The organism is Streptomyces sp. NPDC000345 (assembly GCF_042898825.1).
Taxonomy (GTDB): domain Bacteria; phylum Actinomycetota; class Actinomycetes; order Streptomycetales; family Streptomycetaceae; genus Streptomyces.
Map to the genome: position 1 here is coordinate 227,919 of NZ_JBIAZE010000002.1, position 20,614 is coordinate 248,532.

16 protein-coding genes and 2 pseudogenes are annotated in these 20,614 nt (G+C 72.4%); 15 read left to right on the forward strand and 3 right to left on the reverse strand.

Annotated features, from left to right (window positions below; translation table 11 throughout):
- The 8 genes from ACFY30_RS05515 (at position 1) to ACFY30_RS05550 (ending at position 10,725) form a co-directional block, all read left to right on the forward strand.
- Positions 1-2,841, forward strand: coding sequence for an SNF2-related protein (locus ACFY30_RS05515; protein WP_390843847.1), 2,841 nt, complete (start codon positions 1-3; stop codon positions 2,839-2,841).
- Positions 2,841-5,297: an SWIM zinc finger family protein gene (locus ACFY30_RS05520; protein WP_390843848.1), complete on the forward strand. Its 2,457-nt coding sequence runs from the start codon at positions 2,841-2,843 to the stop codon at positions 5,295-5,297. Before ACFY30_RS05515 ends, ACFY30_RS05520 begins: the two co-directional genes overlap by 1 nt.
- A 577-nt stretch (positions 5,298-5,874) precedes the next feature.
- Positions 5,875-6,078 (forward strand): cold-shock protein, encoded by a 204-nt coding sequence (locus ACFY30_RS05525; RefSeq protein ID WP_030404051.1) that lies wholly within the window; start codon positions 5,875-5,877, stop codon positions 6,076-6,078.
- A gap of 346 nt (positions 6,079-6,424) precedes the next feature.
- On the forward strand, positions 6,425-7,915 hold the full coding sequence (locus tag ACFY30_RS05530) for a DEAD/DEAH box helicase (protein ID WP_390843849.1): 1,491 nt from the start codon (positions 6,425-6,427) through the stop codon (positions 7,913-7,915).
- Positions 7,916-7,960: 45 nt separating this feature from the next.
- Positions 7,961-8,365, forward strand: a complete 405-nt coding sequence (locus ACFY30_RS05535) for a CBS domain-containing protein (protein WP_390843850.1) — start codon at positions 7,961-7,963, stop codon at positions 8,363-8,365.
- A gap of 48 nt (positions 8,366-8,413) precedes the next feature.
- Complete coding sequence (locus ACFY30_RS05540) at positions 8,414-8,722, forward strand: SCO5918 family protein (protein ID WP_390843851.1); 309 nt, start codon at positions 8,414-8,416, stop codon at positions 8,720-8,722.
- A 1,217-nt stretch (positions 8,723-9,939) separates the two neighbouring features.
- Positions 9,940-10,278 carry a MerR family transcriptional regulator gene (locus ACFY30_RS05545; RefSeq protein WP_390843853.1) on the forward strand — a complete coding sequence of 113 codons (339 nt, stop codon included), beginning with the start codon at positions 9,940-9,942 and terminating at the stop codon, positions 10,276-10,278.
- 243 nt (positions 10,279-10,521) lie between these two features.
- Positions 10,522-10,725, forward strand: coding sequence for a cold-shock protein (locus ACFY30_RS05550; protein WP_390843854.1), 204 nt, complete (start codon positions 10,522-10,524; stop codon positions 10,723-10,725).
- A 268-nt stretch (positions 10,726-10,993) separates the two neighbouring features.
- On the opposite strand, the gene ACFY30_RS05555 is transcribed toward ACFY30_RS05550, so the two are convergent.
- The gene (locus ACFY30_RS05555) at positions 10,994-11,281 is read right to left on the reverse strand and encodes a hypothetical protein (protein ID WP_390843855.1); all 288 of its coding nucleotides are present in this window, start codon (positions 11,279-11,281) and stop codon (positions 10,994-10,996) included.
- A gap of 678 nt (positions 11,282-11,959) precedes the next feature.
- On the opposite strand from ACFY30_RS05555, the gene ACFY30_RS05560 reads away from it, so the two are divergent.
- On the forward strand, positions 11,960-12,610 hold the full coding sequence (locus ACFY30_RS05560; protein WP_390843856.1) for a hemolysin III family protein: 651 nt from the start codon (positions 11,960-11,962) through the stop codon (positions 12,608-12,610).
- 133 nt (positions 12,611-12,743) lie between these two features.
- Here the strand turns inward: ACFY30_RS05560 and ACFY30_RS05565 are convergent, their stop codons facing one another.
- Positions 12,744-14,429 carry a ribonuclease J gene (locus ACFY30_RS05565; protein ID WP_390843857.1) on the reverse strand — a complete coding sequence of 562 codons (1,686 nt, stop codon included), beginning with the start codon at positions 14,427-14,429 and terminating at the stop codon, positions 12,744-12,746.
- 130 nt (positions 14,430-14,559) lie between these two features.
- On the opposite strand from ACFY30_RS05565, the gene ACFY30_RS05570 reads away from it, so the two are divergent.
- The 6 genes and pseudogenes from ACFY30_RS05570 (at position 14,560) to ACFY30_RS05595 (ending at position 18,653) form a co-directional block, all read left to right on the forward strand.
- The gene (locus ACFY30_RS05570) at positions 14,560-15,048 is read left to right on the forward strand and encodes a GNAT family N-acetyltransferase (protein ID WP_390843858.1); all 489 of its coding nucleotides are present in this window, start codon (positions 14,560-14,562) and stop codon (positions 15,046-15,048) included.
- Positions 15,049-15,058: 10 nt separating this feature from the next.
- Positions 15,059-15,439: pseudogene (locus tag ACFY30_RS05575) on the forward strand (amino acid permease); the annotation flags it as partial.
- A 39-nt stretch (positions 15,440-15,478) separates the two neighbouring features.
- Positions 15,479-15,571 (forward strand): annotated as a pseudogene (locus ACFY30_RS05580) (hypothetical protein); the annotation flags it as partial.
- Between the two features lie 246 nt (positions 15,572-15,817).
- Positions 15,818-17,137 carry a 4-carboxymuconolactone decarboxylase gene (pcaC, locus tag ACFY30_RS05585; RefSeq protein ID WP_390843859.1) on the forward strand — a complete coding sequence of 440 codons (1,320 nt, stop codon included), beginning with the start codon at positions 15,818-15,820 and terminating at the stop codon, positions 17,135-17,137.
- Positions 17,138-17,207: 70 nt separating this feature from the next.
- A complete protein-coding gene (locus tag ACFY30_RS05590; protein WP_390843860.1) occupies positions 17,208-17,843 on the forward strand; it encodes an MBL fold metallo-hydrolase in 636 nt (211 codons plus the stop codon).
- 30 nt (positions 17,844-17,873) lie between these two features.
- Positions 17,874-18,653 (forward strand): exodeoxyribonuclease III, encoded by a 780-nt coding sequence (locus ACFY30_RS05595; protein WP_390843861.1) that lies wholly within the window; start codon positions 17,874-17,876, stop codon positions 18,651-18,653.
- 1 nt (position 18,654) lies between these two features.
- On the opposite strand, the gene ACFY30_RS05600 is transcribed toward ACFY30_RS05595, so the two are convergent.
- A complete protein-coding gene (locus ACFY30_RS05600; RefSeq protein WP_390843862.1) occupies positions 18,655-20,598 on the reverse strand; it encodes an SGNH/GDSL hydrolase family protein in 1,944 nt (647 codons plus the stop codon).
- Positions 20,599-20,614 lie beyond the last annotated feature (16 nt).

Consider the following 20,614-nt stretch of genomic DNA (forward strand, 5'->3'; position numbering starts at 1 on the left):
ATGAGCGACAGGGCCGCGGTGGAACAGGCGGGCGTCCCGCTGCGTCTCGCCGCCGTCTTCCTGCCCGCCCCCGTCCCGCGCGAGGGCCGCGTCGCCTTCTGGGACCCGCAGGACGCCCCGCTCCCCGATCCGCCGGCCGCCGAGGCCACGGAGCTGACCGTCGTCCGCCCGCACGGCGCCTCCGTCCGCCGTCGGCAGGCCCCCGCCCTCGTGCTGCCCCTCGACCGGGCGCTCCCGCTGCTCGTGCGCGCCCGGCGCGACCCCGCCGCCCACCCCGCCACCGCCTGCTGGGGCGCGGCCGCGCTGCACGCGCTGGGGCTCACCGCCCGTGGCCGCCTGCTGCCCGGCCTGACCCGGTCCGGCCACGACGCCTGGCGGGCCGGTCCCCTGGACCCGGAGGACATCGCGCACCTGCGCGCGGTCGCCGCCGCCCTGCCCCACGAGGGACACGCCGTCCCGCTGCCCGGTCCAGGCCCGCTCCGGCTGCCCCGGCCGGAGGCCCTGATGCGCGCCTTCCTGGACGCCGTGGCGGACACGCTGCCGCGCACCCCCGCCGCGCCGTACGCCGCCGGCAAGCCCTTCGCCGACCGCCGCCCCCAGCGGCTGCCCGGCGGGCACGACTGGGCGGCGGAGGTCGCCGCCGGCATGGACGCGGGCGTGCGGATCTCGCTCCGCCTCGACCTGTCGGCGTTCGACATGTTCGACGTGTCCGACGACGGCGGGCGGGTGCGCGGCGCGGGTGCCGCGATCGTCCAGGTGCACAGCCTCGCCGACCCCACCCTGGTGACCGACGCGGCGGCCCTGTGGGCGGGCGAGGCGGACGCGGCGTTCGGCCCGCGCGCGCGGGTGGACGCGGCCCTCGCCGTGCGGCGCGCGGCACGCGTGTGGCCGCCGCTGGCCCGGCTCGCCGAACAGGACGCGCCCGACGTGCTGGCCCTGTCCGAGGACGAGCTGAGCGACCTGCTCGGCGTCGCGGCGACCCGGCTCGCGGCGGCCGGAGTCGCCGTGCACTGGCCCAGGGACCTGGCGCAGGACCTGACCGCGACCGCTGTGGTCCGGGCCGCCCCCGGTTCGGCGACCGACGGCACCGGCTTCTTCGAGAGCGAGGAACTGCTGCAGTTCCGCTGGCAGTTGGCGCTCGGCGGCGACCCGCTCAGCGAGGCCGAGATGGACGCGCTGGCCGAGGCCCACCGCCCGGTGGTGCGGCTGCGCGACCAGTGGGTCCTCGTCGACCCGGCCCTGGTCCGCAAGGCCCGCAAGCGCGAACTGGGCCTGCTGGACCCGGTGGACGCCCTGTCCGTCGCCCTCACCGGCACCGCCGAGGTCGACGGCGAGACCGTCGAGGCGGTCCCCGTCGGCGCCCTGGCCGCCCTGCGCGACCGCCTCACGGCCGGGGTGTGCCCCGCCGCACCCCCCGCCGGCCTGCGGGCCACCCTCCGCGACTACCAGCTCCGGGGCCTGGCCTGGCTGGACCTCATGACCTCGCTCGGCCTCGGCGGCTGCCTCGCCGACGACATGGGCCTCGGCAAGACGATCACCGTCATCGCCCTCCACCTCAAGCGGGCCCGCACCGAACCGACCCTGGTGGTCTGCCCGGCCTCCCTCCTGGGCAACTGGCAGCGTGAGATCACCCGCTTCGCGCCCGGCGTCCCCGTCCGCCGCTTCCACGGCCCCGACCGCAGCCTGGACGGCCTGACCGGCGGTTTCGTCCTCACCACGTACGGCACCATGCGCTCCGCCGCGGCGACGCTGGCCGCACAGCCGTGGGGCATGGTCGTCGCCGACGAGGCCCAGCACGTGAAGAACCCCTACTCGGCGACCGCGAAGGCGCTGCGTACGATCCCGTCCCCCGCGCGCGTGGCGCTGACCGGCACCCCCGTCGAGAACAACCTCTCCGAACTGTGGGCCCTGCTGGACTGGACGACCCCCGGACTCCTCGGCCCGCTGAAGTCCTTCCGCGCCCGCCACGCGCGCGCCGTGGAGAACGGCGAGCACGTCGAGAACGGCGAGGCGGTGGAGCGCCTCGCCCGCCTGGTCCGCCCCTTCCTGTTGCGCCGCAGGAAGTCGGACCCCGGTATCGTGCCCGAACTGCCGCCCAAGACCGAGACCGACCATCCGGTGCCGCTCACCCGTGAACAGGCCGCCCTCTACGAGGCGGTGGTGCGCGAGTCGCTGCTCGCCATCGAGACGGCGCAGGGCATCGCCCGCCGGGGCCTGGTGCTGAAGCTGCTGGGCGCGCTGAAACAGATCTGCGACCACCCCGCCCTGTACCTGAAGGAGGAGACCGCCGCCGTCGGCGACCGGCTCGCCACCCGCTCCGGCAAACTCGCCCTTCTCGACGAGCTGTTGGACACCCTCCTCGCCGAGGACGGCTCGGCGCTCGTCTTCACCCAGTACGTCGGCATGGCCCGGCTGATCACCGCCCATCTCGCCACCCGTGCGATCCCGGTGGACCTGCTGCACGGCGGCACACCGGTCCCGGAGCGCGAACGGATGGTGGACCGTTTCCAGAGCGGTGCCACCCCGGTCCTCGTCCTCTCCCTCAAGGCCGCCGGCACCGGCCTGAACCTCACCCGCGCGGGCCACGTCGTCCACTTCGACCGCTGGTGGAACCCGGCCGTGGAGGAGCAGGCCACCGACCGCGCCTACCGCATCGGCCAGACCCAGCCCGTCCAGGTCCACCGCCTCATCACCGAGGGCACGGTCGAGGACCGCATCGCCGAGATGCTGGAATCCAAGCGCGCCCTGGCCGACGCCGTCCTCGGATCCGGCGAGTCCGCCCTCACCGAGCTGACCGACCGCGAGCTGACCGACCTGGTGCGTCTGCGGAGGGAGGCGTGATGGACGAGCGGGAGCAGCGAGGGCACACGCCGGACGGGACCGAGGAAGGCGCGGCGAGGCGAGCGGGGGAGATAGCGGTGAGCGGGGGTGAGGAGGTCCCGGTGAGCGGGGCGGGGGAGGGCGCCGCGGAGAGGCCCGAGGAGGGTGCGGCCGAGCGTCCCGCCGACGCGGTGCGCCGTGCCCTGCGCGCGGCACGGGAGCGGGGGAGCGGGACCGAGGGCGTGACGACGGGGGAGTCCGACGAGGCATCGGCGGGGCGTTCGGTGCGCGCCGAGCCGCCGGGAGGCGATACGGCCCCCGGTGCCGCCCTCGCCCACGGCACGGGCGCCGAGCCCGCCGACGCCTCACCCGCCGACGCCGGTGCCGAGGCCGTCCCGGCGTCTTCCGGTGACGCCGAGCTCCGCTCCGGCACTTCTGGTCCCCGTCCGGGCGAGGCCGCCCCCCGGCCCGCAGACGCCGCCCGCGCGGCCCTGCGGCGAGCACTCGACGCCGCCGCTACCGCTCCCGCCGCTGCGGAGCCCGCCCCGCCCACACCGGCAACACCCGCTCCGGGCAGCCCCGCTCCGGGAAACGCCGCCTCCGGCACCCCCACCGCCCACACCACCACCCCCGACACCTCCACGTCCGCAGCTCCCGCGCCGAAGCCCGCCGCCGTGGGCGCCCGCCCGGCGGACCTCGCGCGCGAGGCTCTGCGGGCCGCCCGGGCCCGGGCACGACAGGACGCGGCCGACGCACCACCGACGGACGCCGGTCCGGGTCGCACCTCGCCCCGTGCCGACGCACGCCCCGGCCCTTCCGCTGCCGGCGACTCGATCCTCGGGCGCCGCGGCGCCGGCAGTACGCGAGGTCGGGGTGCCGGTGACCGTGTCGCCCGCGAACGCGCCCGCGACGTACGGGAGTTCCTCGCCGATGCCTTCCGCATGCCCGCGGAGGACGCGCCCGAGCCCACCGAGGCCACCACCTCACCCGCGCCCGAGGGCGCAGCGCGGCAGAAAACCGACCCTGGCCCCGCCGCGCCCGCCGCGCCCGCCGCCCCCCGGACCGCCGCCGACGTGCGCCCCGCCCCCACCCCCACCCCCACCCCCGCCCTCGCCCCCGCCCCCGCCCCCGCCCCCGCCACGGAACCCCGCACCACCCCCGGCCCGCCCGCCTCCCCCCGCTCCATGGCCGCCCCCTCCCGTGACGGCGAGCACCGCCGTACCTTCCCCGCCTTCCCGCCCCTGTCCGCGACCGGGGAGGAGGACGAGCCCCGGTTCGCCGAGACCTGGTGGGGCCACGCCTGGGTGGCCGCGCTGGAGGAGGGAGCGCTGGACGTCAAGAGGCTGGCCCGCGGCCGGGGTTACGCCCAGCGGGGGCATGTGGACGCCATCACCGTCACGCCCGGACTCGTCCTGGCGTACGTGCAGGGCAGCCGTCCCCGCCCTTACCGCGTGCAGGTGCGGCTGCGGACGTTCGGGGACGACGACTGGGAGCGGTTCCTCGACACCGCGGTGGAACGCCCCGCGCACATCGCCGCGCTGCTCGACAAGGAGATGCCCGAGTCCCTCGCCGAGTGCGGGGTGCCGCTGCTCCCCGGCCCCGGTGAGCTCGACCCGCACTGCAGCTGCCCCGACCGCGCCCACCCCTGCAAGCACGCGGCCGCCCTCTGCTACCAGACGGCGCGACTGCTGGACGCCGACCCGTTCGTCCTGCTCCTGCTGCGCGGCCGGGGCGAACGCGAACTGCTGGACGCGCTGTCCCGGCGCAACGCCACCCGGGCCGCCCGCGCCGCCCAGGAACAGGAACCGGCGCCGCTGCCGGGCGTCCGGGCCGCGGAGGCCGTGGCCCTGAGCCGGCGTACTCAACTCCCTCCGCTCCCGGCCCCGTTGCCCGTCCCGCCGCACCCCGGGCAGCCCCCGGCCTACCCGTCCGCCCCGAACGGCCCCGACTCCTTCGCCCTCGACCAGCTCGCCTCCGACGCCGCCGCCCGAGCCCACGCCCTGCTCGCCACCGGCCACGACGAGATCGGCGAACTGACCCTCTGGCAGGACGCCGTACGGCTCGCCGCCGCCCGCCCCGGCTCCGGGCTCACCGCGGCGAGCCGCTCCCTCTACGCCGCCCTCGCCACCGCCGCCGGCCGCACCCCGTCCGAACTGGCGCGCGCGGTCGCCGCCTGGCGGCAGGGCGGCCCGGACGGCCTCACCGTCCTGGAGGAGTCCTGGGACCCCCCGGCGGGCCGCTTCGACCGGGCCCGCCCCCTCCTCCTCGCCGCGGACCTCCCCGCCTTCCGCCCCTGGCGCAACCACCTCACGCACCCCCGCGGCCACGTCCAGCTCCGCTTCGGCCGCGACGGCCTGTGGTACGCGTACGAGTCGGAGCCCGGCCACGACGACTGGTGGCCGCGCGGCACCCCCGACTCCGATCCGGTGGGCGCGCTGACCGGCCTTCAGGCGGTCAGCCGGGGGGCACGCCACTGAGGTCCGCCACGCTGCGCGGCGGCGTCGTGCCGGGACTGGTCCGACTTCGATGTCCTCCAGAGCCGGGGCGCTGCGCCAATGCGACGCCGGCCCGGTGCGGCAACCCTCCGCTGAAGCAGTTGCTCGGACGGTCACTGCGGGAGTAGTCGTACCGCGGGGCCTGGCCCACGGCATGTCGATGCGAGCTGCTGGACCCTTTCGAAGAGGCGTTTTACTGATAGCCGCGTACGTCGTCGCGCCCCTGGGAGCCCTGCTGCCGTCGGCGACTCTTCATGAGACGTTGCACTCCGAGTGAATCAATATCTGTGCCCGAGAGGTCAGAGTTTGACGGACCACGCAGTACGAGTTTTTGACGCGACGAGCAGAGTGGAATTAGCCAACGCACATGGGCCGTTCCGGCGTGCTACTGTCGATCCCAGTTGCAGTTGTGGTTCCCAAGACTTCAAGTGCCCCCACCAGCCTTCTGCCGGTCGGGAGTGCTTTGTATTTCCGGTCATTTCCGGGCGGGGTAATCATCGCGGCGACATGGCGTTCGCGCAGTGCGGACGCCGATGCACTGCCCCAAAGGAGATATGACATGGCTGCTGGTACCGTGAAGTGGTTCAACGCGGAAAAGGGCTTCGGCTTCATCGAGCAGGACGGTGGCGGCGCTGACGTGTTCGCCCACTACTCGAACATCGCCACGCAGGGCTTCCGTGAGCTGCTCGAGGGTCAGAAGGTGACCTTCGACATCGCGCAGGGCCAGAAGGGCCCGACGGCCGAGAACATCGTTCCCGCCTGACGCTCACGCGCAATCCGTAGCTGGGGCCCGCATCCCTCGGGGTGCGGGCCCCAGCTGCACGTGTATCCCGTTGCGGCTTTCACCCGCGGGATGGCCCGGAGGAATTCGCAGTACCATCACAAGCGGTTCCTCCCTCCGGGCGCAGACGCATTCTGAAGCGCTGCCCCGCGGCCGGCGCCCGGATCACAAGGTCCCCATCGCGTCACCCATTTCAGCACCTGTGCCCACGGATGTTTCCGCCGGCCAGATCTGCTTTCTTTTGCCACCGGTCCATACCTGTAATTCTCCATGCCGTTCACTCGCAGCGGGAATTCCTTGATATGCGCCACATCGAGGAAGGTTCCGCATGAACCGCACGTACCCGAACGACCGCCCCGCCCGCTCCCGTGACGGCCGTGCCGACGCCGGAAGGGGTGGCGGCCACGGCTCGCAGACACCGCGTCGTACCGGCGGGCCCGTCCGCTCCGGCGGTCACGGCCGTCGGCCCGCCGCAGCGCAGGGTGAGTTCGCGCCGCCCAGGACGATCACCCCCGCGCTGCGGGCAGTTGAGCGCTTCGCCGATCTCGACATGCCCGAGCAGCTGCTGGCCGAACTCGGCAGGCAGGGGGTGACCGTGCCGTTCCCGATCCAGGGCGCGACGCTGCCGAACTCCTTGGCGGGCCGTGACGTCCTCGGCCGCGGGCGCACCGGTTCCGGCAAGACCCTGGCCTTCGGCCTCGCCCTGCTCGCCCGCACCGCTGGTCAGCGTGCTGAGCCCCGCCAGCCGCTGGGGCTGGTCCTCGTCCCGACGCGTGAGCTGGCACAGCAGGTGACCGACGCGCTGACCCCGTACGCCCGCTCCGTGCGGCTGCGGCTTGCCACGGTGGTGGGCGGTATGTCCATCGGCCGACAGGCCGGCGCGCTGCGCACCGGCAGCGAGATCGTCGTCGCGACGCCGGGACGGCTCAAGGACCTCATCGACCGCGGCGACTGCCGGCTGGACCAGGTGGACGTCACCGTGCTGGACGAGGCCGACCAGATGGCCGACATGGGCTTCATGCCCCAGGTCACCGCACTGCTCGACCAGGTGCGCCCCGGAGGCCAGCGGATGCTGTTCTCCGCCACCCTGGACCGCAACGTCGACCTGCTGGTGCGCCGCTATCTGACCGACCCCGTCGTGCATTCGGTCGACCCGTCGGCCGGTGCCGTCACGACGATGGAGCACCACGTCCTGCACGTCCACGGCGCCGACAAGCACGCCGCCACGACCGAGATCGCCGCCCGCGACGGCCGCGTGATCATGTTCCTGGACACCAAGCACGCCGTCGACCGGCTGACCCAGGACCTGCTCAACAGCGGTGTCCGGGCCGCCGCGCTGCACGGCGGCAAGTCGCAGCCCCAGCGCACCCGCACGCTGGCGCAGTTCAAGACGGGGCACGTCACCGTGCTGGTGGCGACCAACGTCGCGGCGCGCGGCATCCACGTCGACAACCTCGATCTCGTCGTCAACGTCGACCCGCCGACCGACCACAAGGACTACCTCCACCGCGGCGGCCGCACCGCCCGCGCCGGGGAGTCCGGCAGCGTCGTCACCCTCGTCACACCGAACCAGCGCCGCGGAATGGTCCGTCTGATGTCGGACGCCGGCATCCAGCCGCAGACCACCCAGGTCCGCTCGGGCGACGCGGCCCTGAACCGGATCACCGGTGCCCAGGCCCCGTCCGGCATCCCGGTCGTCATCACCGCACCGGTGAGTGAACGCCCCAAGCGCAGCGCCACCTCCCGTGGCCGACGCCGCCCCGCCTCGGCGACCCGGCGCGCGCCTGTGCGCCGTTCTGGCGCAGACGCGGTGGCCTAGGCCCTTCGTGATCAGGAACCTGACCCATCTCCGCAGGAGGCACCTTTGACGCTGGTTCAGACGCAGCCCCGCCCGGAGGATGTCGACCCCGTGCACAGGACGGTGGCTGAGGTGATGGACGCGGCCGGACCGCAGGTCTGTGACGACATGAGCGTCGAGGTTGCGCTGGCCGTCATGGCAGCCGCACGCACGGGCCGACTCGCCGTCTGCGACCAGGACGGTCAGTGCACCGGCCTGGTCACCCACACCGAACTCGTCGCCGTCCGCGACAGCTCCGACTACACGGACCGCGTCCGCCTGCGCGATCTCCTGGGCGACCACGGCGCGTTCCCCTCACCCGTGACCACGATGGCCGAAGCCGAGCACGCGATGCGCACCCGTCAGCTCGGTGCCTTGGCAGTGGTCGACGAGCAAGGCAGCGCTCTGGGCACCCTCGCCCTCTCCCGCTGAAACGCCCACCCCGGTCGGATCGTTCTCCCCTTCTCCCTGTGAGGCCACATGCGCTGCGTCATCGCCCGCTTCCCCTTCGAGCTCACCAAGGGCGGCGTGCTGGAATCGATGAAGGGCATCAAGCCCGAACCGGTCACCGGCGAATCGGTGATCATCGGCCGCCGCCGCTACCCCGCCAAGCAGGTCGGCCAGGTCGTCACGCGCCAGGACCGTCGTGACTTCAGCGCCGCCGAAGTCCTCCGGGCCATGGCTCAGCTCGGCTTCACCTGCCGCGCCGTTCCCAAGGCAGCGCCCCTGGGCATTCTCAGCCCGATGCAGCACGCTTCCGTAATGCTCGGCACGCCCGTCATGGTCTGACCGGGCAAACAGACACGAGCCGGCACCTGAGCAGCAGTGTGGGCCCGACCGGTACGCCGGTCGGGCCCACACCGCGTGCAGCGGGTTCCCGTCACCGTTGCCCTGCAGGATCCGGGCGACATGGAAGTGCAGACACGCGCGTGGGCGGCCCGTCCTCCTTCGGTCGGGGGGCGCAGCCAGCCCGCGGTCTGCTCGAGTCAGGGGCCACCCGGGACCGTCGAGGGCGGCGCAGGACCTCGCGTCACGCTCGTCAACGACCGACCTGCGGGGGCGTCACGGCTGGAGTCATCCGTCCCGGTCGGTGGAGTTCTTCACGGGACGCAGTGTTGGCCGGTGCCCGTCCCGGTAGCCGCGGCGCGGTCGGCGACGTCACGCTCAGCCGGCCGTGCCGCGCGGCGGGGGTCACTGAGTGCGCCGGACCGAGCCTCGGAGCTGCTTGAACCATCCGTGGACCGGTCGAGGCGGACTACCTCATCTTCGAAGGCGCGGAAATCTATGCCAGTCAGAGTAGACATTCGGTGGCGGTGTGGTTATGGTTTCTCTCGTAGCCGAGATCAAGAGAGGCCCGGCAGAAATGAACTGCCGGGCAGTAGTACGCAGTTGCAGTTCGCAGGACGGTGCGGTGGTGGAGTTCCGAAGCCATAGCGGTTGCAGGACGGCGACGGGACTGACGACCGGACCGGGTGGCCCGCAGTGATCAGGGGCCGCCATGAGCAGCACCGCAGTGGCAGTGCCAGTAAGTGAAGGTTCGCAGTACCCAGCAGTGAAGTCAGTGGCAGTACCTCGGTGAAGGCGTCGGCTGCGGGCGCGCGCTCCGGGAGGTTCGGCAGTGGGGTTCCAAGCCAGAGCAGACGCAGGACGGGCGACGGGGCTGGCTGCCGAAGAGTGGCTCTGTTCGAGCCACCAGCATTTCGCGGTATCAGCATTTCGCAGTTTCCGTCAGTGAGTAGCTGATCAAGAGGGAAGAACGGAGGAGCCGAGCGCCATCAGGATCGCCCGGGTGGAATCTTGGACCCGGGTACCGCAGGACATCGATAGTGAGGTGGTCTCCGGTCGAGCAACCGCGATCCCCGCGTCCCCGGCAGCGTCTCGGTCGGGTCCGCGGAAACAGAGGGCCGGTGCAGTATCAGGGCCGGCAGATGGTGTAGTAGTTCCTTCGGGGCCCTGGTGCCAGTACGGCGCCAGGGCCCCTCCACGCGTTCCACAGAAGAGGTGCAATGACAGCAGACGACACGTTCGGCCGTCTCGATGACGACGACTACCCCGCCTACACCATGGGCCGGGCCGCCGAGATGCTCGGCACCACACAGGGCTTCCTGCGCGCCATCGGCGAAGCCCGCCTCATCACCCCGCTGCGCTCCGCGGGCGGACACCGCCGCTACTCCCGCTACCAGCTGCGCATCGCCGCCCGCGCCCGGGAACTCGTCGACCAGGGCACCCCCATCGAGGCCGCCTGCCGCATCATCATTCTCGAAGACCAGCTCGAGGAAGCCCAGCGACTCAACGCCGAATACCGCCGTGCCACCGAATCGGCGAACCCGACCGCAGCAGCGTGAGACGAGCGTGCCCGTCCGCGTCGGCGGGCACCGCACGCACGGCCTTCCGTGCGGTGTGATCGTTTCCAGTGGTGACGCGGCGTGTGGGCGTGTAGCGTCTGCGTCAGCTGTCGTGGTTCGGAATTCCCTCTTGCCCACGCCTGTGGTGTGGGCGTTTTGCTGTGCTGTGCCGCAGGGACCAGGGCGATCACCTCGGCCTTCCACATGGAGTGGGAGGCGTTCATCGACTGGAAGGCATCAGACATGGCAACGGGAACTGTGAAGTGGTTCAACGCGGAGAAGGGCTTCGGTTTCATCGCCCAGGACGGCGGCGGCCCGGATGTCTTCGCGCACTACTCCGCGATCAACTCCACGGGCTTTCGTGAGCTCCAGGAGGGCCAGGCCGTGACGTTCGACGTCGCCCAGGGCCAGAAGGGTCCGCAGGCCGAGAACATCACCCCGGCCTGACCTCGCAGACCTGCCCGAGGGATCGCGCACACCGCGTCCGGTGAGCGCCGCCCGTGCGGGCTCTGCCGCCCACCGGGCGAAGCGCCCGCTCTCGTGCAGGGCGTGCACGGATCAGGGGCCGCGCAGCCATGGCGCTGCGCGGCCCCTGATCTCTTGAGCCGGGGTGTGACCCCGGCCGAACTTCCTGACCTCAGTTGCTTCGAGCGTCGTCCGGTTCGGGTGCCGCATGCCCTGCGCCTCTGTTCGCGCAGTTCGGAGCAGCTGACGGTCAGGCGCCCGTCCAGGCGGCGAGGAAGGCTTGCCGTCCGTCCGGATCGTCCCATCTGCGGTCCGCATGCAGAACGCGCCAGGCGGTGAGCTCGAGATCTCGGAGCCACAACTCGCCGATGACCTGTGTCTTGAGGTCAGGCAAATGGTCGGACTCGGCGAGGGCTTGGCCGATCACCTCCCCGGCCGCTACGCGCTGGGGCGGAGTCATCTCATCGACGGCCGAGAGGATCTGCCTGGCCAGGGCGGTTCCCTTTCCTTCCAGAGAACGCAGCACCTGAGCCTTCATGTTGACCGGTAGCAGGTACGCGGTGCCCGACGACCTCCACAGGTCCGACCAGAAGCGTTCTCCTGCCTTGGTGGGGGCAGGCAGCGCGGCAGCAGCCCGAGGAGATGGCCGGTGGCCGCATAGCCATCGGAATGGGCGGCTGCGACGACTGCGATCCCGGCGACGCTCTCCACGTCGAGCCGGCCGGCCTCGAGATGCGAAGCCAGGTCCAGCTGGTGTTCCAACTGGTCTGCGAGGGCGGTGGATACGTGGAGGCGGACCTCAGGAAGCATCGGCGATCCTTGCGCGTAGGCGAGCGGAGATGCCCGTTCGGAAGCCCTGATCCTTCCCATGGCCGGCCGTTCTACTCGGCTTGGGCAGGCCCAATGGGCGGGAGGGTCAACGGGGCTGGAGTTCACGCGGTGGCGAGCCGGCCCGGGCCCGGCGATGGCCCTGGGGGCCTGGACCGACCTTCCGTGAATGCTGCCGGAGAGAGGTCTTTTAGCATGACCGCATCACCGCATTGCTGCCAGTGACGCCCGGTCGCCCGAGGGAGAACGAGAAACTGTGTCCCGTGATGCCGCTGAAGTCGAACACGGTCATGTCACCTCAGCGAGTGGAGAGCGCGGTGAAGACGGGCTACCCGACGGATCGCGAGGCGGACACGCAGGGGAGAAGGCTCACTCGGTTTCCGCCCTGGTGGAGCGGGCGGCCGACCTCGCCGAACCGATCAAGCCGAAACTGCGTGGCTGGCTCCATGCCGGAATGGTCCCCGCCGCACTGATCGCGGGCGTCGTACTCATCTGCCTGGCCCGTACTCCGCAAGCAGTCCTGGCCTGCGCCGTGTACTCCGTCACCGCCTGGCTGCTGTTCGCGACGAGCGCCGTCTACCACCGCGGCACCTGGGGACCACTGGGCGAGGCTCTTCTACGACGACTCGACCACGCCAACATCTTCCTGATCATCGCCGGCACCTGCACCCCCCTGGCCGTGCTCCTCCTCCGGCCGGAACAGCGGTCCGTGCTGCTGTGGATCGTATGGACCGGAGCAGTGGCCGGCATCGTGTTCCGGGTCCTGTGGGTCGGAGCTCCGCGCTGGCTGTACACCCCGTGTTATCTGGCCCTGGGGTGGGCGCCGGTGTGCTACCTGCCCGACTTCCTGCACACCGGCGGAGCAGCCGTGGTCGTCCTGATCGTTGTCGGCGGTCTCCTCTACAGCGCGGGCGCGGTCGTCTACGCCCTGCAGCGGCCCGACCCCGCACCCCGCTGGTTCGGTTACCACGAGGTCTTCCACGCCCTGACCGTGGCAGCCTTCACCGCGCACTACATCGCCATCTCCCTGGCCACCTAGGCTGATGAGGTGGACCCGGTGGTCTTGTCGCGGGTGTCGGCGTAGAGGTGGGTGGCTGCTGACTCTCGTGCCCGGCCGCGATGCAGGCGAGACCGTGACCGGTACCGGGGGGGCCGGGCTGCCGGGCCGTGGCTCAGGCGTCGATGATGACGGGGATGATGAGGGGTTTGCGGCGGTGGGTGCGGAAGGCCCAGTTCGCCACGGCGCGGGCGACGAGCTGCTCGAGCTGGCGCGCGTCCCCGACGCCCTCCTCGGCCGCGGTGGCCAGGGTCTTCTCGATGACGGGGACGACCGGCTCGAAGGTGGTGTCGTCGTGGACGAAGCCGCGGGCCAGGAAGTCGGGGGCCTCGGCGAGGGCGCCGGTGTCCGCGTCGACGATCGCCACCACCGTGACCACGCCTTCCTCCGCGAGGGTGAGGCGGTCCTTGAGGGACGCCTCGGTCGCGCCGCCGACTTCCATCCCGTCGACGTAGACGTTGCCGGCGGGGACCTTGCCGGTGATGGACGCGCGCCCGTCGACGAGGTCGACGACGACGCCGTCCTCGGCGATGACGACCCGCTCCGGGTCGACGCCGGTGCGGATGGCGAGGTCGCCGTTGGCCCGCAGGTGGCGCCATTCGCCGTGCACGGGCATGACGTTGCGGGGTTTGACGATGTTGTAGCAGTAGACGAGTTCGCTGGCGCTGGCGTGCCCGGAGACGTGCACCTTGGCGTTGCCCTTGTGGACCACGTGGGCGCCCCACCGGGTCAGCCCGTTGATCACCCGGTAGATGGCGTTCTCGTTGCCTGGGATGAGGGAGCTGGCGAGCAGGACGGTGTCCCCCTTGCCGATGCGGATCACATGGTCGCGGTTGGCCATCCGCGACAGCGCGGCCATGGGTTCGCCCTGGGAGCCGGTGCACACCAGGGTGATCCTGTGGTCGGGGAGCTTCTCCAGTTCCTTGGTGCTCACGACCAGACCGGAGGGGACCTTCAGGTACCCGAGGTCGCGGGCGATGCCCATGTTGCGGACCATCGACCGGCCGACGAAGGCGACCTTGCGGCCGTGCTGGTGGGCGGCGTCCAGGACCTGCTGGATGCGGTGCACGTGGCTGGCGAAACTGGAGACGATCACCCGGCGCGGCGCGGTACGCATCACCTGCTCGATCGCCGGGTTCAGGTCGCGCTCGGAGGTGGTGAAGCCTGGGACCTCGGCGTTGGTGGAGTCGGTGAGGAACAGGTCCACGCCCTCCTCGCCGAGGCGGGCGAAGGCGCGCAGATCGGTGATGCGGTCGTCGAGGGGGAACTGGTCCATCTTGAAGTCGCCGGTGTGCAGCACCATCCCGGCCCTGGTGCGGATCGCGACCGCGAGGCTGTCCGGGATGGAGTGGTTGACCGCCACGAACTCGCAGTCGAAGGGACCGAAGCGCCGCCGGTCGCCCTCCCGCACCCGCACCGTGCGCGGCCGGATGCCGTGTTCCTTGAGCTTGGCCTCCAGGAACGCCAGCGTCAGCTTGGAGCCGACGACGGGGATGTCGCGCCGCTCGCGCAGCAGGTACGGCACGCCGCCGATGTGGTCTTCGTGGCCATGGGTGAGGACGACGGCCACGATGTCGTCCAACCGGTCCCGGATCGAGGTGAAGTCCGGCAGGATCACGTCCACGCCGGGCTGGGTCTCCTCGGGGAACAGCACGCCGCAGTCGACGATGAGCAGCTTGCCGGCGTGCTCGAAGACGGTCATGTTGCGGCCGATCTCACCCAGGCCGCCCAGGGCGATGACCCGCAGCCCTCCTTCGGGAAGGGGCGGGGCGGCTTTGAGGTCGGGGTGTGGATGACTCATACCTCGACGTTACCCGCAGAGCGGAACCAGATGATCCGTTGCCTGTGCGATCTCTCTGTGACAACGGGTGAGACGGCGAGGTCCCGCTGAGGAACATCCTGAGGGGACCTCGGTGCGGCATACTCTCCCGATGAGTTCACGCACTTCCCCGATCAGCCGGCCGATCACGATACGGAGGGCCGTCGCGCGGGATGCCAAACGGCTCACGCGGCTCGTGCGCGGCTCAGGTGCCTACGAGGGTGAGTACGCAGCCGCGGTCGAGGGCTACCGGGTCGGTCCTGATTACATCGAGGCCCACCGCGCCTTCGTAGCCGTCGGCGCCGACGAGGATGAAGGCCGCGTCCTCGGGTTCTACTCGCTCGTCCTCGCTCCACCGGAGCTCGATCTGCTGTTCGTCGCGGACGAAGCGCAAGGACGGGGTATTGGACGACTGCTCGTTGCGCACATGCAGTCCGAGGCCCGTACCGCCGGGCTCGACCGTGTCAAGGTCGTCTCGCATCCTCCCGCCGAGGACTTCTACCACCGCGTCGGTGCGGTGCGGACCGGGACCGCGCTCGCATACCGGCCCGCCGTGCCGTGGGACCGTCCCGAATTCGAGTTTCGCATTCCTTCGGCATGACGCGATGCACCTGTCCCCGCTCACCTGTGAGGCGCTGACCGCCGCCGCCTCCCTCGGCGACGAGGTGCGCGTGGTCACTGTCCGCCACCCCGACCCCGAGGACCGCGTCCACGCCCATGCGCCGGCGCGCGCCTGGGCGGAGTGTGACCCCGGGGTGCCGCTGATCCGGCTCACCTCCGAGCGCCACGCCCTGGGGCGTCCGGTCGCCGAGTACGTGGGCGGGACGGTCGCGGCCGAGCCCGGTGCCCGCGTGACCGTGCTGATCGCCGAGGTGGAGCCGGAGCGGCTGTGGCAGCGGCTGCTGCAGAACCAGCGGGGCGCGGTGATCGCGCACGCCGTACGCCGGGACACGGACGCGGTGATCTGCCGACTCCGGTTCAGGGTCTCCTGATCTCGGCGTCGCCGCGGGTTCCTCGGCATCTGACGGGAGCTGGGATACCGCGGTGGCACGTTCACCGAGATGGACGTGGACACGGTACTCGCGCGTCGGCCCCAGGGCGCCCTGGTCGACGAACTCGCCCACACCTGTCACCGGCTCCCGCAACACCAAGCGCCGACAGGACTTGTACGACGCTCGCGCGAGTGGATTCACGTACCTCGCGAACAACGGGGTCCCGGATCACCTCCTTGCCCGGTGGACCGGGCACGCCGAGGTCAAGACCACGAAGCGCTGGTATGCGAAGCCGGATGTGGAGGATCTTCGTCCGGCGGCGGATACATGGGGAGGTCCGGCGAGCGTCCCCACCCCCGCCACCGCACAGCGTGTGAGATGTGGGAGCGTGGGTGGGTGAGTGAGAAGAACGTCGGAACTCTGCAATACCGCTTTGACGGGCCTGAACAGGCGCCGGTCCTGATCCTGGGCCCCTCACTGGGCACCACCTGGCACATGTGGGACCGTCAGGTCCCCGAACTCGCCCAGCAGTGGCGGATCTTCCGCTTCGACCTGCCCGGCCACGGCGGTGCCCCGGCCTACCCGGCGGGCTCCGTCGCCGACCTCGCCGAGCGTCTGCTCGCCGCGCTCGACGGCCTCGGTGTGCAGCGCTTCGGCTACGCGGGATGCGCGCTCGGCGGCGCGATCGGCGTGGAGCTGGCGCTGCGCCACCCGGAGCGGGTCGCCTCGCTCGCGCTGATCGCGGCCTCGCCGCGGTTCGGCACGGCGGACGAGTTCCGTCAGCGCGGGGTGATCGTCCGGACGAACGGGCTCGACCCCATCGCCCGCAGCTCGCCCGACCGCTGGTTCACCGGCGGGTTCGCGGCGGCCCAGCCCGCGATCACCGAGTGGGCGGTGCAGATGGTGCGCACCACCGACCCCGGTTGCTACATCGCGGCCTGTGAGGCGCTCGCCGCGTTCGACGTCCGCCCCGAGCTCGGCCGGGTCGGCGTCCCGACCCTGGTCCTGGTCGGCTCCGACGACCAGGTCACCGGGCCCGCCGAGGCACGCACCCTGGTCGCCGGGATCCCCGACGCCCGCCTGGCCGTCGTACCCGGTGCCTCCCACCTGGTCCCGGTGGAGCAGCCCGCGGCCGTCACCGATCTCCTCGTGCGGCACTTCTCCACCGCGTGGCAGCCCGCCTACGAGTCCAGCACCGGACAGACGGCCGTCCCGGGCATCCCCGTCCGGGCGGTCGTGACCGCGCCCCCGCAGGCGGTGCCCATCGCCGAGATCGCGCCCGCACCCGTCGTCGAGCCGCCGCAGGTCATGGGCCGCCCGGACCCGTACGACGCCGGGCTGAAGGTGCGCCGCGAGGTCCTCGGGGACGCGCACGTGGACCGGGCGCTGTCGCAGGCCGACGACTTCTCGGGCGACTTCCAGGAGTTCATCACCCGCTACGCCTGGGGAGAGATCTGGGACCGTCCCGGCCTGGACCGGCGCTCCCGCTCCTGCGTCACGCTCACCGCGCTCGTCGCCGGCGGCCACCTGGACGAACTCGCCTTCCACACCCGCGCCGCCCTGCGCAACGGCCTCACGCCCGGCGAGATCAAGGAGGTGCTGCTCCAGGCGGCGGTCTACTGCGGCGTACCGGCGGCGAACAGCGCCTTCCGGGTGGCGCAGCAGGTCATCCGCGAGGAGACCACGCCGACGGAGTGATCGTCAGCCGGGGAGTGAGAGCACCAGGCTGAACCGCCCGAGCCCGCCCGGGACGCGGCAGGATGGAGCCATGAAGCTCACCAAGAAGTCGCACGCGTGCGTCCGTCTCGAGAAGGACGGGCGCACGCTCGTCCTCGACCCGGGCGGATTCAGCGAGCCGGACGCGGCCCTCGGCGCCGAGGCGATCCTGGTCACGCACGAACACCCCGACCACTTCAGCGAGGAGCGGCTGCGGGCCGCGTTGGACGCCGATCCGGCCACCGAGATCTGGACCCTCCGGTCGGTCGCGGAGAAGATCTCCGCCGCCTTCCCGGGCCGCGTCCACACCGTCGGCCACGGCGACACCTTCACCGCCGCCGGCTTCGACGTCCAGGTGCACGGCGAACTGCACGCGGTCATCCACCCCGACATCCCGCGCATCACCAACGTCGGCTACCTGATCGACGGCGGCCGCGTCTTCCACCCGGGCGACGCCCTGACGGTGCCCGACCGTACCGTGGAGACGCTGATGCTTCCGGTCATGGCCCCCTGGAGCAAGATCTCCGAGGTGATCGACTACGTGCGCGAGGTGAAGCCGCAGCGCGCCTACGACATCCACGACGCCCTCCTCACCGACCTCGCCCGCCCCATCTACGACAACCAGATCGGCGCCCTGGGCGGCGCGGAGCACCTGCGGCTGGCGCCCGGGGAGAGCACGGCCCTGTGAGTGTCGGTGGTGCCCGGTAGGTTGTGAGGCATGCGCATCGCGACCTGGAACGTCAACTCGATCACCGCCCGCCTGCCGAGGCTGCTGGCCTGGCTGGAGAGCAGCGGCACCGACGTGCTCTGCCTCCAGGAGGCCAAGGTCGCCGAGGAGCAGTTCCCGTTCGACCAGCTGCGCGAGCTGGGTTACGAGGCGGCGGTCCACGCCACCGGGAGATGGAACGGCGTGGCGGTGATCTCCCGCGTCGGCATCGAGGACGTCGTCAAGGGCCTGCCCGGCGACCCGGGCTACGACGGAGCACCGGAGCCCCGCGCCATCTCCGCGACCTGCGGCCCCGCCCGCGTCTGGTCGGTGTACGTGCCCAACGGGCGGGAGGTGGACCACCCGCACTACGCCTACAAGCTCCTGTGGTTCGAGGCGCTGAAGGCCGCCGTCGCCGGTGACGCCGCCGGCAGCCGCCCCTTCGCCGTCCTGGGCGACTACAACGTGGCGCCGACGGACGACGACGTCTACGACGTGGCCGCCTTCGAGGGCCTCACGCATGTCACCCCGGCCGAGCGCGCGGCCCTGGCGTCCCTGCGCGGGGCGGGCCTGTCCGACGTGGTCCCGCGCCCCCTGAAGTACGAGCACCCGTTCACGTACTGGGACTACCGCCAGCTCTGCTTCCCCAAGAACCGCGGCATGCGCATCGACCTGGTCTACGGCAACGAACCGTTCGCGAAGGCCGTCAAGGACGCCTACGTCGACCGTGAGGAGCGCAAGGGCAAGGGCGCCTCGGACCACGCGCCCGTGGTCGTCGACCTGGACGTGTAGCTCACAGCGCGCGGAGGTCCACGGCCTCCGCGAGCGCCGCGTACCCCGCGTCCCCGGGGTGCAGATGGTCCCCGCTGTCGTACGCGGGCAGCATCCGCGTCGGGGCGGCGGGGTCGCGCAGGGCGCGGTCGAAGTCGAGGACGCCGTCGAACGCGCCGGTGTCGCGGATCCAGGAGTTGACCGCGGCCCGCTCGGTCTCCACGGCGGGTGTGCACCGCGCGGAGCCCCCGCAGGGCGCCAGCGTCGCTCCGAGCACCCGCACCCCGCGCTCCCGTGCCCGTTGCGCGATCTCCCGCAGCCCGGCGATCACCTCCGCCGCCGTCGCCCGGGCCCGCAGGTCGTTGATGCCCTCGAACACCACCAGCGTCCGTACCGACGTCTGCGCGAACACGTCCCGGTCGAGGCGGTGCGGCGCGCTCACCCCGGCGACGACGGGGGACACCCCGTCGCCGGGATAGCGGTCGGCGAGGACCCGGTTGCCGGCGATCCCGGCGTTCAGGACGCCGAAGTGCGGCACGGCGTGCTGCGCGCGCAGCCGGGCGGCCAGGGCGTCCGGCCAGCGCCGGCCGGCGTCCGGCGTGGACCGGTCCCCGTCGGTGATCGAGTCCCCGAGCAGCACCACCGACCCCGGCCCGCCGGCCACGTCCACCCCGGTCAGCAGGGGCCAGGTGGTGATCGTCCCGGTGTACGCCGCCCCGCCCGCGTCCGCCGTGTGATCCCCCGGCTCGCTGACGTACGAGCGCTGCACCGCGAGCCCGTGCAGCGGCACCGAGGCCACCGTGCCGGGCAGATGGAGACTCACCAGCAGATCGCCCCCGTCCGGCACGGCGAAGGCCAGCGGATCGCTGACCACCTGAGCCCCGGCGGGCACCTCAACCCCCCGCTCGCCCCCGAAGCCCACCGGCACGGGTGCCTCTTGCGCGGCCGCCCCCGCCCGGCCGCTCCGGCGGCCGTCCGTGTTCCCGTCCGGCACGGCGACGGCGAGCGGAGTGCTGTCCGCCGGTGCCTCGGCGGGCATCTGAACCCCGTGCTCGCCCCCGAAGCCCACCGGCACGGGCGCCGCCCGCGTGACCGTTCCGGCGCCGAGCCGTTCCGCCGTGCGGACGCCGGGCCCGGTCGGTACCGCGCCGGTTTGGCCGCCCACCGCTCCCGCCGCCCGCAGGGCCACCGTCGCCGCTCCGATGCGCACCGGTGCCGAGGCGAAGGCGTTGTCGAAGCGCAGCCGCACCCACCGCCCGCCCGTCGAGACGTGCACCACCAGCCGCAGGGTCCGGCCGGTCCACGGCCCCACCGCAGGCCGCCCGGACGTGGCCGCCGCCCAGGTGCCCGTCCAGCCCGGTGAGGAGTCCCGCACGGCCAGCGCGAACACATGCAGACGCGGGGCGACCGGCAGCCGCACCGAGGCGACCTCGCGCCCGCGCGCCAGCGGGACCGTCACCACGTACAGCCGGGCCCGCTCGGCGAGCAGCCCGGCGGGGGTGGCGACGTGCGGCAGGGCGAGCACCTTGGCGCCGAGCGGGCCGGTGCGCCAGTCGGGGGCGGTGAGCCGGTACGGGGAGCGGGAACCGTCGGCGTACGTGACACTGCCCGCGCCGCCCGCCTCCCGGCCGCCCGTGCTCGTCACCAGGAAGGCCAGCGCGTCGCCGCGCCCGCCGACGCGCACGGTCTGCCCGGCGGCGCGCACGTTGTCGGGAGCGCCCGGCGGGCGGCGCGGCCAGGTCAGCCGGGCGCCCGCCAGGGTCAGCGTGCGCCCCGGCGTCCAGCCCGCCGCGGCCAGGTCCGACGCCGCGAGCGCGGCGCCCGTACCGTCGAGGTCCGCCAGCGCCGTGTTGTCGTACAGGGCCTCCAGCGGCGGGGGTGTCGGGCGAGTGGCCGCCTGCGCGGGGGTGAGGAGCAGCCCGCACAGGGCGAGGACCAGGGGGAACTCCCGGACACGTCGGCGCACGTACCGACTCCTCCCG

Bases quoted from the DNA above. Each gene is read 5' to 3' on its own strand.
- ACFY30_RS05515 (WP_390843847.1), top strand. From the start codon at position 1: ATGAGCGACAGGGCCGCGGTGGAACAGGCGGGCGTCCCGCTGCGTCTC.
- ACFY30_RS05520 (WP_390843848.1), top strand. From the start codon at position 2,841: ATGGACGAGCGGGAGCAGCGAGGGCACACGCCGGACGGGACCGAGGAA.
- ACFY30_RS05525 (WP_030404051.1), top strand. From the start codon at position 5,875: ATGGCTGCTGGTACCGTGAAGTGGTTCAACGCGGAAAAGGGCTTCGGC.
- ACFY30_RS05530 (WP_390843849.1), top strand. From the start codon at position 6,425: ATGAACCGCACGTACCCGAACGACCGCCCCGCCCGCTCCCGTGACGGC.
- ACFY30_RS05540 (WP_390843851.1), top strand. From the start codon at position 8,414: ATGCGCTGCGTCATCGCCCGCTTCCCCTTCGAGCTCACCAAGGGCGGC.
- ACFY30_RS05545 (WP_390843853.1), top strand. From the start codon at position 9,940: ATGACAGCAGACGACACGTTCGGCCGTCTCGATGACGACGACTACCCC.
- ACFY30_RS05550 (WP_390843854.1), top strand. From the start codon at position 10,522: ATGGCAACGGGAACTGTGAAGTGGTTCAACGCGGAGAAGGGCTTCGGT.
- ACFY30_RS05555 (WP_390843855.1), bottom strand. From the start codon at position 11,281: ATGAAGGCTCAGGTGCTGCGTTCTCTGGAAGGAAAGGGAACCGCCCTG.
- ACFY30_RS05565 (WP_390843857.1), bottom strand. From the start codon at position 14,429: ATGAGTCATCCACACCCCGACCTCAAAGCCGCCCCGCCCCTTCCCGAA.
- ACFY30_RS05570 (WP_390843858.1), top strand. From the start codon at position 14,560: ATGAGTTCACGCACTTCCCCGATCAGCCGGCCGATCACGATACGGAGG.
- pcaC (WP_390843859.1), top strand. From the start codon at position 15,818: ATGTGGGAGCGTGGGTGGGTGAGTGAGAAGAACGTCGGAACTCTGCAA.
- ACFY30_RS05590 (WP_390843860.1), top strand. From the start codon at position 17,208: ATGAAGCTCACCAAGAAGTCGCACGCGTGCGTCCGTCTCGAGAAGGAC.
- ACFY30_RS05595 (WP_390843861.1), top strand. From the start codon at position 17,874: ATGCGCATCGCGACCTGGAACGTCAACTCGATCACCGCCCGCCTGCCG.